Source organism: Pseudoalteromonas sp. PAB 2.2 (assembly GCF_001938575.1).
Taxonomy (GTDB): domain Bacteria; phylum Pseudomonadota; class Gammaproteobacteria; order Enterobacterales; family Alteromonadaceae; genus Pseudoalteromonas; species Pseudoalteromonas lipolytica.
The window spans coordinates 389,942-402,829 of sequence record NZ_LYPI01000008.1; the positions used below are offsets into that span (position 1 = coordinate 389,942).

At 40.0% G+C, this 12,888-nt stretch carries 7 protein-coding genes; all 7 read right to left on the reverse strand.

From position 1 onward, the window contains the following. Positions 1-47 precede the first annotated feature (47 nt). Positions 48-1,790: a DUF3466 family protein gene (locus BWD47_RS05825; protein ID WP_074988259.1), complete on the reverse strand. Its 1,743-nt coding sequence runs from the start codon at positions 1,788-1,790 to the stop codon at positions 48-50. An 11-nt stretch (positions 1,791-1,801) separates the two neighbouring features. Beyond that, on the reverse strand, positions 1,802-3,712 hold the full coding sequence (locus BWD47_RS05830) for an ABC transporter ATP-binding protein (protein ID WP_065979874.1): 1,911 nt from the start codon (positions 3,710-3,712) through the stop codon (positions 1,802-1,804). Between the two features lie 20 nt (positions 3,713-3,732). Next, positions 3,733-3,960: a glutaredoxin family protein gene (locus BWD47_RS05835; protein ID WP_075593618.1), complete on the reverse strand. Its 228-nt coding sequence runs from the start codon at positions 3,958-3,960 to the stop codon at positions 3,733-3,735. Beyond that, positions 3,953-6,070, reverse strand: a complete 2,118-nt coding sequence (gene rlmKL, locus BWD47_RS05840) for a bifunctional 23S rRNA (guanine(2069)-N(7))-methyltransferase RlmK/23S rRNA (guanine(2445)-N(2))-methyltransferase RlmL (protein WP_074988260.1) — start codon at positions 6,068-6,070, stop codon at positions 3,953-3,955. Before rlmKL ends, BWD47_RS05835 begins: the two co-directional genes overlap by 8 nt. A gap of 78 nt (positions 6,071-6,148) precedes the next feature. Beyond that, entirely contained in the window at positions 6,149-6,679 is a 531-nt protein-coding gene (locus BWD47_RS05845; protein WP_036968679.1) for a cell division protein ZapC domain-containing protein, read from the reverse strand. 127 nt (positions 6,680-6,806) lie between these two features. Further along, a complete protein-coding gene (pyrD, locus tag BWD47_RS05850; RefSeq protein ID WP_065979872.1) occupies positions 6,807-7,817 on the reverse strand; it encodes a quinone-dependent dihydroorotate dehydrogenase in 1,011 nt (336 codons plus the stop codon). A 113-nt stretch (positions 7,818-7,930) separates the two neighbouring features. Continuing rightward, a complete protein-coding gene (locus tag BWD47_RS05855; RefSeq protein WP_075593619.1) occupies positions 7,931-12,769 on the reverse strand; it encodes an NAD-glutamate dehydrogenase in 4,839 nt (1,612 codons plus the stop codon). Positions 12,770-12,888 lie beyond the last annotated feature (119 nt).

Below are 12,888 nucleotides of genomic sequence, written 5' to 3' on the forward strand. Positions count from 1 at the left end.
AACCCAGCTTAAAGCTGGGTTTTTTCTGTTAATTATCGCGTAGTTAATTATTTCTTACTGAACACGCGGCGCACTGCAGCAAATGGCAACAGTAAAAACGCAAACCACGGAAAGCTTGCAGATTGGCGTTCATATTGCTCAACTTCTTCCGCCGGGCATTCCTCTACACTGCCACTAATAGGTGTTAGTTTTACAGCTACCGTAACACTTTCGTGTTCAATGTTGCCATCAACATCACGCACTACATTACCAAACGAATCTGTTTTCTCAACCGTTTTAGTTGCAACACCGAAAATTTCGTTATTGTTGTTGATTGCTTTCGCTTCAGCTATTTTATAACCAAAACGTGTTTCACCATCCGCTTCATAGCACGGTAATAAGTCATTTAAGTTAACAATTTTATCTTCACCAATGGTGTACATAAAACCTTCACGGCGACGTGTAGACGAATTAAAAATATCGGTTTCACCTTCACCGACAATAATACCATTATCATTTACATCATTAGCAATTGAGTTTGAACTTGCAAAGTAGTCGCTTGGGAATACAACAGTGTCATTTTGCTTGTCATAATAATAAAACTTAGTTGTTGTTCTACCCTCAATACGCTTTGAAGCATAACCAACAATAATGTCATTGTCATTCATCGACAGCACTTGGCCTAATTGCCAATCATCGTCCTGATTGATAAATTCTTTGACTTCTCCGTTTTCGAATATAACCGGCATCGTGGTGCGTCGATCTGTGTCTTTGTATCGCACTTCAGACATACCCGCAATTAACCCATTTTTGTTAATCGCATAAGCGCCACTTTTAAAAGCGAACTTTTCATCGTCTTTGGGGGTTAAACCTATACCCAAAATTTCAGTATTCGTGATGTTGAAATTATTATCTAATGTCCATTTAACGGCACGTTTATTGTATATTCCATTATTGTTATTTCGTTCAATACTCTCAACACAATCTGAAACAGGCTCGTCTTCACCATCACACCTGTCGTCGATATTTTCTTGGCGATCTTCTGCAATGTCTGTCGACACGGTACCAACAACTTCGTAACCAAGCTCTGTTTTAACAATATCATAAGCAGCACTAAAACCGCCAAATTCATCAAACTCAGGCGTAAGAGGCACTTTTACACCATCAGCTGAAATCACCACTCCCCGTCTAATAAAATCACGTAAGAAATGTGTTTCCGCTTCGTCTTCATCAGCTTGTGTAAAAGATGTTTTCTCGTAAGGAGCACTGCCCCAACCCGCCATAACACCGTCTTCAGCAACCGCACTTAAGTAGTTAGATGTAGAGCGTGTTAAACCATCATAATCCAATGATTGTTCATCAAAAATAACTTGTTCAGTTGACCCCTCAGCGCTATAGACAGTGGCAATTGCACTCGCTAATTTCTGATACTCGGAATCCACAGAACGGCTATCACTCGCTAAAAAACGGATCATAAACGTATGCGCATCGGCATTGGTATTTACGGCATCGTTATTTTCAATGTCATCAAGTGTAAACGTAATTTCTTTATCAATTAGTTCAAATCTGTCTTTTTCGCTTTCGTAAGCAGACTTAATAGCATTGTCATCAAAATCAATATAAGAAATATCAATTGGTAATCTGTAAACACCATTACTTAAACCAATAACATGACCATTTTCGCTAACGTCTGTTACATAATTCAGTTTTGCGCCATCTAAGCCACCAAGCTCTGTTAGCTTATAGGTCGCGCTCATCGCTGAGGTACTTAAGGTGGCTAAAATACTGGCAGCGAGTAGTTTATATTTCATTTTAATCCTTACTACTGATTCTTTAAATCTTCGAGTTCTTCCCAGCGCTCAAATGCGGCTTCAAGCTCAGACTCTAACTGGGCTAAATGGTTCAATGCTTCTGTTGTAATTGCTGCATCTTGCTTAAAAAAGTCCGGATCACTAACCACAAGTTGCTGAGCATCGAGCGCTTTTTCAAGTTGTTCCACTTTACTGGGTAATTCTTCTAATTCAAGTTTTAATTTGTAAGAGAGTTTATTGCTCTTCTTTTGCGTTTTATCATTGCTCACACCAGCAGACTTTTCTGGTTTCACTTGTTGCTGCTGTTGTTTTTGCTGTTCGGCTAAATATGCGGTGTAGGCTTCATAATCGCTGTAACCACCCACAATATCACTTATTTTACCATCACCCTCGAAGGCCCACACGGAGTTACATGTATTATCAATGAACTCACGGTCGTGACTTACAATCAAAACCGTTCCTTGGTATTGGTTAATAATATCTTCCAATAGCTCAAGTGTTTCAATATCTAAATCATTGGTCGGTTCATCCAGAACCAAAATATTTGAAGGCTTTAAAAATAACTTCGCGAGTAATAAACGGTTTTTCTCACCACCTGACAGTGCTTTAACAGGCGTGCGTGCACGAGCTGGCGGAAATAAGAAATCTTGTAAATAACCCAACACATGACGTGAACGACCGCCCATCATCACTTCTTGTTTACCTTCTGCTACGTTATCTTGCACTGTGGCTTCTTCATCCAATTTCTCGCGATATTGGTCAAAATAAGCAAATTCAAGGTTTACACCTTGCTTAACAGTACCTGCATCCGGTTGTAAATCACCAAAAAGAATTTTTAATAATGTTGTTTTACCGATACCGTTAGGACCGACAAGACCAATACGATCACCACGCATGACCAGTGTAGAGAAGTCTTTAGCAATCACTTTATCTTTAAAAGCGTGGGCAATATGCTTCGCTTCAAAGACTAACTTACCAGAGCGCTCTGACGTTTCTATATTGAAGTCTGTTTTACCCACTTGCTCAACACGTTGTTGACGTTCTTTACGAAGCGCTTTTAGCGCACGCACACGTCCTTCATTACGTGTTCTTCGGGCTTTGATCCCTTGACGGATCCAGGTTTCTTCTTCTGCTAAACGTTTATCAAAAAGGGCATTCTGTGCTTCTTCTACTTTTAAATCATGTGCTTTTTGCTCTAAGTAGGTGGCATAATCCCCAGGATAAGAGACAAGTTTACCGCGGTCTAAATCAAGAATCCGCGTTGCAACAGCACGTATAAAGGCACGGTCATGAGAAATGAAAACAATGCCACCTTTAAACTCTTTTAAAAATTGCTCAAGCCAAATAACACTGTTCATATCCAAGTGGTTGGTTGGCTCGTCAAGCAATAACAAATCGGGTTCGCTTACTAAGGCTCGCGCTAAGGCAACTTTACGAAGCCACCCGCCAGATAATGACTCTAATTTAGCTTCAGGTTCGAGCTCTAAACGTGACAAAACCAGTTGAATACGCGTATCAAACCGCCATCCATCCACTGTTTCAAGTTGATTTGATAAACGTTCAAGTTTATTCAGCAACTTGTCATTGCAGTCCGTTTGCATTTGATTACTGACCTGATGATAATCAATTAATAGCTGAGCTATATCTGGCATACCCTGGGCTACGTAGTCAAATACAGTACCTTGAGCACCTTTTGGTGGATCTTGCTCTAAACGAGAAATGCGGATACCACCTAACTGGTTTATCTCACCATCATCTAGGGTAACTTGCCCATCTAACACTTTTAATAACGTTGATTTACCGGCACCATTGCGCCCTACAATACACACTCGTTCACCTGACTCAATAACCGCATCAGCATCATCAAGTAAAGGATGTGTACCGTAAGCAAGCTGTGCTTTGGCAATTCTGATTAAATCCATCGTGACTACTACTCTTATTCTTAATTATCAGCAATAAATTTTGCTAACTGTAATTCATCAAATGGCCAATATAGTGTTTCACCATTTTCTTTTTTAACAACTGGAATACTCGTTTGATACGCACTGATTAACTGTTCATCGTCCATAATATCGTGCGCTACATAATTTACCTTTGCAGCCACTAATAATTCATCGGCCAATTCACACAAATGACAACCATCTGTGTGATACAAAGTAAACTTAGCCATGAGTAATTAGCCAGCTATTATGAATTTGCTTATTACGCTTAAAGTCTGGAGATAAGGTATTCGCTGAAATATTTTCTGCTTTTAACCCTAAGCCCATCAGACCCACTTCATCAATTGTGAAACCGCGTTTGTTATTAGAGAAAATTAATGTGCCATTTGGACTTAGAATTTTCTTTACCCAAGTCAATAATTTAATATGGTCGCGTTGAACATCAAAAGCATCTTTCATGCGTTTTGAATTCGAAAACGTTGGCGGATCTAAAAAGATAAGATCATATTGGCCCTGCGCATACTCTAACCACTTTAAACAATCGGCTTGTTCAAAACGATAACGAGTATTACTAATACCATTCAGGTCAAAATTTTCTTGTGCCCATTTTAAATAGGTTTTCGACATATCAATCGTGGTAATCGCTTTTGCGCCACCCAATGCAGCATGAACAGATGCACTACCGGTATAAGCGAATAAATTTAAAAAGCGTTTATCTTTCGCATTTTGCTGAATGTAGCGACGAGCCAAGCGGTGGTCAAGGAATAAACCCGTATCTAAATAATCAAACAAATTCACTTTAAACTTAGCGCCAAATTCTTCAACCACTTGGGTGCGATTTTGTTTTGAAACTTTGGTGTATTGCTCTTCGCCTTTTTGTTTTTTGCGAACTTTTACTGCAATATTTTCAGCGGCTATATCTAATTGCTCAGCGGTTAAACTTATGACATCTTGCAAACGTTTTTGCGCTGTACTGTCATCAATTTCTTTCGGGGCGGCGTATTCGAAAATAACCGCGGCGTTATCATATACATCAACAGCGACGTTGTATTCAGGAATATCTGCATCGTAAACACGATAGCAACTTACTTCGTTTTGTTTTAACCAATTTTTTAGGTTCTGCTTGTTTTTCTTTAAACGATTAGCAAATGCTGTTGAGCCTTCATAGTTAAGTGCAGGTTTATCTTCTTTACTTAATTCAACTTGTTTATCGTCCAGTTGATAGAGATTAAGCACGACATCTAATGGGCCATTTTTAAACTTATAGCGTTTGAGTTTTACTAACTTCAATAATTTAAATAAGCTTTCATCTGTGCCTAATAAAGCTAACTTCCAATGATTAAAGTGCTTTTTAAAGCCCACACCTAAACTACGATGCAAGTTAACCAGCTCAGCCATTGAGCCGAGTCGCTCGCCATAAGGTAAGTTCGAAATCACAACACCGGGTAACTTAGCAACACTAGTCAATTTTGTAGCATCACTTTGCTTGAACTTAATCACGCTTGCAAGGTCTGCTCGCTCAGCATTTTCTTGTGCTTTTGCAATAACAGAGGCATCAATATCATGACCAATTAACCACAATTTAGGTTCTGTAATTTGTGCCATTAACTCTGCTTTTAATTCTTTATACTTTTGAATTCGAAAACTAGGTAAGCGCTCAAATGCAAAGCCTTCGCGGAATAAACCAGGTGCTTCGTTTCGTGCCATACTAGCCGCTTCAATCAAAATAGTACCAGAGCCACAACATGGATCGAATAATGGTTGTTGAACATTTTCAAGCCAGCCACTGCGTTTTACAAGTGCAGCTGCTAAGTGTTCTTTTATGGGGGCTTTGCCTTGATCTTGACGATATCCACGTTCAGACAAACGAGGACCAGAATAATCAATATACAACGCCACACCATGACGGTTTAATCGTGCAACAACACGCACATTAGCATTGTATTTATCAACATTTGGACGCTGTTCGAACAAGTCAGCAAAGTAATCAACAATTGCATCTTTTATTACTAAACCAGAAAACTGCGTGTTTTTTAAGCAATCATTCGTACCCGTAAAATCAACAGCGAATGTCTGTTTTGGCCCAAACCATTCTTGCCATGGCTGCAATCGTGCAAAATTATACAGGCTGTCTTTGTCTTTAACGCCTTCTTTCTCTTCTATCAACATTAGAATTCGCGTCGCAAACCGACTCGATAAACAAATTTTTTGTGCTAATAAGCTGTCAGCTTCAAAACGGACAGAACCAACAGTTTGCTTTGAGACTTCTGCGCCAAGTTCTGTTAACTCTTCAACAAGTAAATTTTCGATTCCGATAGAAGTAAGTGCGATAAATTGCAAAGTAAAAACCCTTAAATGCTAATTGCGCAGGATTATAGCATAGCTTAGCGAACAAAAACGCCATCATTTAAAGGGATATTAAGCAGATTTAAACTGTTTTTGTTGGATATAAACAGGAAAGATACGATTGTTTAGCACTTTGATAGCTTCAAATTGCTGCAACGATAGATTTTCATCTAACTGAAAGTGCTCACTTAAGTTAATACACACAGACGCATCGCTGCAATGATCAACAATTAAAAACTCACCTTCTTGGGCGTGTGAGCAAAGTTTAACAACCGCTTCAACACTTGGTTCACTGCCATGGTACTCATGAAAAAACCAACTTTTAGCAAGCACTGGTTTTAAATGAAATTTAACCGCAGTCGCGTTCAAAGCAATTTGGCAAAGCTGCGCAGGGCTCCAGAGCGAGAATGTCTCAAGATATTGATAGACTTGTTGGTAAAAATCAGCGTCTTCGAGGCTAAAATTTGGTTCACACAAGACAGCATCAGTGAGCTGACGAAGTTTGTAAGGCGTGCACAGCTGCATATTTTGGTCAAGGTCAACCAAAAGACGATTATTTTTAGAACAAGCAAGCCATTTCCATTGCTTTGATGCTTGTAACATGACTCCTCCCTCTACTAAAAATAAAAATTCCTGCATACTTAGCACATAAGTATAACTAAAGCAGACCATTAATAAAATGATTTTTTAGAACATTTTATTAATGATCAATTGCTTAGATAACTGATCCTTATAAGCCTTTTAGGATCGTTTTTACCAATTCTGGGCCTTTATAAATGAAACCCGTGTAAACTTGAACGAGGTCTGCACCGGCAGCAAACTTCTCTTTTGCTGATTCTGCATCATCAATTCCACCAACACCAATAATAGGTAACTTACCCTCAGTTAGACGCTTTATCTCACTAACGACGTGGGTTGAGCGAGCACGTACAGGTTGCCCCGATAAGCCCCCAGCTTCATCTGCATACTGTTGTCCTTGAACTGCTGCACGTTCAAGTGTGGTGTTTGTCGCAATAACACCATCGATCTTATTATTGATCAATGAGTCACTGACTTGTGAAATCTGTACTGCATCAAGATCAGGCGCTATTTTGACAAGCATTGGCACGTGCTTATTATGTTTTGCAGCCAAATCCAACTGTTCATTTTTCAGGCTTTGTAATAAATCATCTAGCGCTTCACCGTACTGTAAATCACGCAATCCTGGCGTATTTGGCGAAGAGATATTGACCGTAATATACGATGCATATTCGAATACTTTGCGCATACAGTGGATATAGTCGTCTTTACCCTGCTCGTTAGGTGTGTCTTTATTTTTGCCAATATTGATACCTAGAATGCCATCATACTTTGCAGCTTTAACATTATTAACAAGGTTATCGACTCCTTTATTATTAAAGCCCATACGATTAATGATCGCATTTGATTGAGGTAAGCGGAAAATACGTGGTTTGTCATTACCGGCTTGTGGACGAGGTGTCACTGTACCGACTTCAACAAAACCAAATCCCATTTGTGAAAAAGCATCAATACACTCGGCATTTTTATCTAGCCCAGCTGCAAGACCCACCGGATTTTTGAATTCTAAGCCAAGAAAATTAACAGGTTTATTAGGGACTGTTTGTGACCATGCTGCACTCAATGGAGTATGCGCAAATCGACGTAAATTATTAAGTGCAAATTCATGAGCCCACTCCGCATCACGGGTAAACATAAAACGGCGAGCTAGATCATAAAACATGGTTTGTTCCTTAGGTAAAATAAACAGTGTAGCTTTATTAAAACGCTACATTGCAAATTAAGGGCAAAAAAATACCCCAGCGAGCTGGGGTATGTATTTTAACGACTTTTCATTTATTTGGAAGTGTCACAGTTGTGGCTTAACAACATTAGTTCACGAAGTGCCACTGAGAACTTCGCAAAATCATGGCTTTGCGATGTCTTAAACTCAGATAACATCTGTTTCCAACGTTGTAATAACAACTCTTGATTATCCATCCACTCGTCAATTTGTGCGTCTACATCTTTGTTGTCACCAACAAAGCTATTTAACACAACCGCTGACAATGTGCGTTGTTGCCAGTCAAGCTCTTCTCGGTATGATGCACGAGCAAGTGCTTGCCAATGGTTTGCAACAGGTTGATTCGTAATTTGGTCTAAGAACCAATGTAATCCCATACGCGCACCCAGCTTGAAGTAAGTGTTAGACACCATGTCGATACTGCAATTTGAGTTATTAGCAATTTCAGCTAAGTCCATTACAGAGAATAAGCTTGAAAGTGAGACAATGCGCGTAGCCAGTGCTTTTGGCACATTGTTATCAATCAATTTATCTGCTGCTTTAACTAAGCGTTCGCTTTCTTTCTCAACCATGTAGCTGTTTAAGTTTTCGCTTAAATCGGCGAATGTGGGTGAGAAGAACTCAATTGCTTGTTCAATCGTTTGTGCTTTATTACGGTGACGTAAGAACCAACGTGTTGCACGACGTACAGTACGGCGTAATTGATACAGCATTTCTGTCTGAACTGCCGCTGGTATCTTATTATCAAGCGCCACAATTGATGACCACGTATCTGTCATCTGGAACACTTCTTTAGCGATTGAATAACACAGTGCTATTTCAGCTTCGTTTGCACCGGTTTCTTCATTCATACGAACCATGAAGTTAAGGCCCATATCGTTTACGATATTATTGGCAAGTTTAGTTGCAATAATCTCTTTACGAAGTGGGTGGTTATCCATTGCGTCGTTAAACTTCTCGCGAAGTGGCACTGGGAATGAATTAACTAACAACTGACGGTAATAAGGGTTTTCTGTGATCTCTTCAACAACAAGAGACTCTTTAAGAACCATTTTCGCGTATGAAACAAGCACAGACAGCTCAGGACGAGTTAAGTCTTTACCTGCGGCTGCGCGCTCAGCTAATTCTTCATCTGTTGGGATGAACTCAATCGCACGATTTAACTTGCCATCTTTTTCAAGTGCATGAATAAAGCGTACTTTTTCTTTAAGTGTTGACGTACCTTTAGACTGAGTAATAGACAGTGTATGCGTTTGACGGTAACAATCTTTAATGACTAGTTGTGACACTTCATCGGTCATTGAATACAGTAACTCATCACGTTGTTTACGTGTTAAGTCACCTTCAGTCACTAAACCATTTAATAAGATTTTGATGTTAACTTCGTTATCCGAACAGGCAACACCGCCCACGTTATCAATAAAGTCAGTATTTACACGGCCACCTTTGGCAGCAAATTCGATACGACCCAGTTGCGTCGCACCTAAGTTACCACCCTCACCTAAGATTTTCGCACCAAGTTCAGCACCATTAATACGTAATGCATCATTCGCGCGGTCGCCCACATCTGCATCTGTTTCTTTAGAGTTCTTAATGTAAGTACCGATACCACCATTCCACAGTAAATCAAACTCCATCATTAAGGCAGCTTTGATTAACTCATTAGGTGTCATGCTCGCTTTCTTGGTGCCAAGCATTTTCTTCATTTCAGGGCTTAAGCTAATTGATTTAGCGGCACGAGAGAAAACGCCACCCCCTTGTGAAATAAGATCTTTATTGTAATCTTCCCACGAAGAACGTGGTAGATTGAATAAACGCTCACGTTCTGGATATGACGTCGCTGCATCAGGGTTAGGATCAACAAAGATGTGCATGTGGTTAAACGCCACTTGCAGTCGAATGTGCTTAGAAAGCAACATACCATTACCAAATACGTCACCCGCCATGTCACCTATGGCCACCACAGTGAAATCAGTTGTTTGACAGTCGATATCCATTTCGCGGAAATGACGTTTAACAGATTCCCACGCACCTTTTGCAGTGATACCCATTTTCTTATGGTCATAACCCACTGAACCACCTGATGCGAAAGCATCACCTAGCCAGAAGTTATACTCGTTAGCAATGCCATTTGCGATATCAGAGAATGTAGCAGTACCTTTATCGGCAGCAACAACAAGATATGGGTCGTCTTCATCATGACGGACAACATCAACAGGCGGAACAATCTCGCCACGCTCAATGTTATCTGTAATGTCTAATAAACCACGGATAAAGATTTTGTAGCACTCTTGGCCTTCTTTAAAGAATGCTTCACGGTCTGTTGGAAGTTGCTTACAAACGAAACCACCTTTCGAGCCTACTGGCACAATAACTGTATTCTTAACTTGTTGTGCTTTAACAAGACCCAATACTTCAGTACGGAAATCTTCACGACGGTCTGACCAACGCAGACCACCACGCGCAACTTTGCCACCGCGTAAATGCACACCTTCAACACGCGGCGAGTAAACGAAAATCTCGAACGCTGGAAGCGGTAGTGGCATTTCAGGGATCATAGAAGGCTGTACTTTGAACGATACATATGACTTAAATTGGCCATCAGCTTCTTTTTGGAAGAAGTTAGTTCTTAGTGTCGCGTTAATCATATCAACGTATAAACGAATGATACGGTCATCATCTAGGTTAGCAACGTTTTCAAGCTCAAGGTAAATTTGACTAATCAGTTTCTCAAGCGTCTTTTCGCTACCAGGATTCTTAACAGAGAACTTCTTAGTAAATAAATTAACGATTTGCGATGCAATATGCGGGTAATTAGCAAAAGTACTTTCAATGTAAGTTTGCGAGAACGTTACACCAATTTGACGCATATATTTCGCGTAAGCACGTAAAATTGATGCTTCACGGCCTGTTAAGCCACCCATTAATACTAAACGGTTGAAGCCGTCGTTTTCTAAACGATTGTTCCAAACATTTGTTAATGCAGCACGGAATCGAGCTGACACTTTATCAAAGTCAGCGATACCCTTGTTGTCAATTAGCATGGTGAAGTCCATGATCCAATTAACGTTACCATCAGTTGTTTTTACTGAGTAAGGCGTTTCACCTACAACGCGAAGTCCAAAGTTTTCTAACATTGGCATGACGTCAGATAAATGAATAGGCTCATCCTTATGGAACAAGCTTAAGCGTACAACATTGGTATTCGCTTCTTCTTGCGGACGATAGAACAACATTTCTAATTTGTTTTCGTCGCTAAGAAGCTCAAGCTTTTCAATATCAACAACTGCAGCGCTTGGAAGAACTTGATCTTTATACGCACTTGCAAAAGCTTGCGCATATTTACGGTTTAATTCTTTACCGCGTGCTTCACCTGCACTTTCAAGTAATGCAGATTGTAATCTATCTTCCCAAGTACGGGCTGCTTCAATTAGGTTATTTTCGATGTCTTTCACGTTATATTCAATATTATTGTCAGTCACACGCACCGTGTAGTGTGTACGGGCTAATGTCGACTCAGAGAAGAAAGTAGTAAATTCGACTTTTTCGTCAGAATTAAATGCATTCGCTAAAATACTTTGTGTTTCACGGCGAAGTGCGGTGTTGTAACGCTCGCGTGGTACATAAACCATACACGAGAAGAAACGACCGTATGCGTCTTTACGAACAAAAATGCGACACATATCACGCTCTTGTACTTGTAACACGCCCATTGCAACTTCTAGCAGCTCGGTTTCACGTGCTTGTACAAGCTCATCACGCGGGTACGTTTCTAAAATATTTAACACGGCTTTGTATGCATGCGTACCTTTTGCAAAATCACACATTTCCATAATGCGGTTGATTTTACTTTTTAGTACAGGCACATCAGCAGCGCTGTTGTTATAAAAACTTGATGAGAATAAACCGATGAAACGGTCTTCACCAACCACGTTACCTTTGTCATCGAAACGTTTAATGCCTACATAATCGATGTATGCAGGACGATGAACGCGAGACACTGAGTTCGTCTTTGTTAAGATGAGTAAGTTATTGCTACGCGCTTCTTGACGCGCCACTTCAGGTAACTCAGATAAAAGACGGCTGTGCTCTTCGTCTGAGTTTTTCATTAAACCTAAGCTAGTGCCTTTTTTACCTTTTAACTGATAGTCGCCTTGAACTGGCGAAAGCTCGTATTCACGGTATCCCATTAGAGTGAAATTATCTTTCGCTAACCAGTCTAAAAACTCAACCGTTTCAGAAACTTCACTTTCTTTATTATTATGGTGACGCTTCGGTAAGTCTTTCGTTACAGCAATTAGTTTTTCACGAATTGGCTGCCAATCTTCTACAGCAACAGAAACATCAACAAGCACAGATTCAAGCTCTTTCTTAAACGATTCAATCACTTTTGCGTCTGTTTGACGATCAATTTCGATAAAGAATACCGTTTTTGTAGACGTTGATTCTTGCTCTGCTTTTAAGCTAGAAATACCCGTGATTTTTGCGTTTTTATCACGTTGAATTTTAAGCGGAGAGTGAAGTAGCAAGTGAGAAGCGATGTTTTCGCGGGTCATGGCCATGCGCACAGAATCAACTAAGAAAGGCATATCTTTAGCGATAATTTCTACAATTGTGTGCGATGACTGCCAGCCATCTTTTGCTACTTCAGGATTGAAAACACGGACAACCGCGTCATCAGAATTATTTTTTTCTAGCGAGTTCCATAGGCTTAGTGCAGCGCCATATAAGTCACTATCGTTGCGATGTGCCAAATCCTCTTTAGACATATTGCTGTACAAGGCTTTGGCGAATTTCTCAACGAGTAACACATTATCAGCGTGAACTTTTTTCTGGATCAGCTTACAGACATTATCTAAGATAACCGAGGCTTGCCCTTCATTTCGTGTCATTGTATGTTCCTTAATCTATACTACTTATTGATTAGTAGAATATTTGTACAGCCATTTATTAGCGTGGAGTCAGGTAAATTCTAACTCTTTTACAGCTAATAAACAGCCTTTTCGATGAA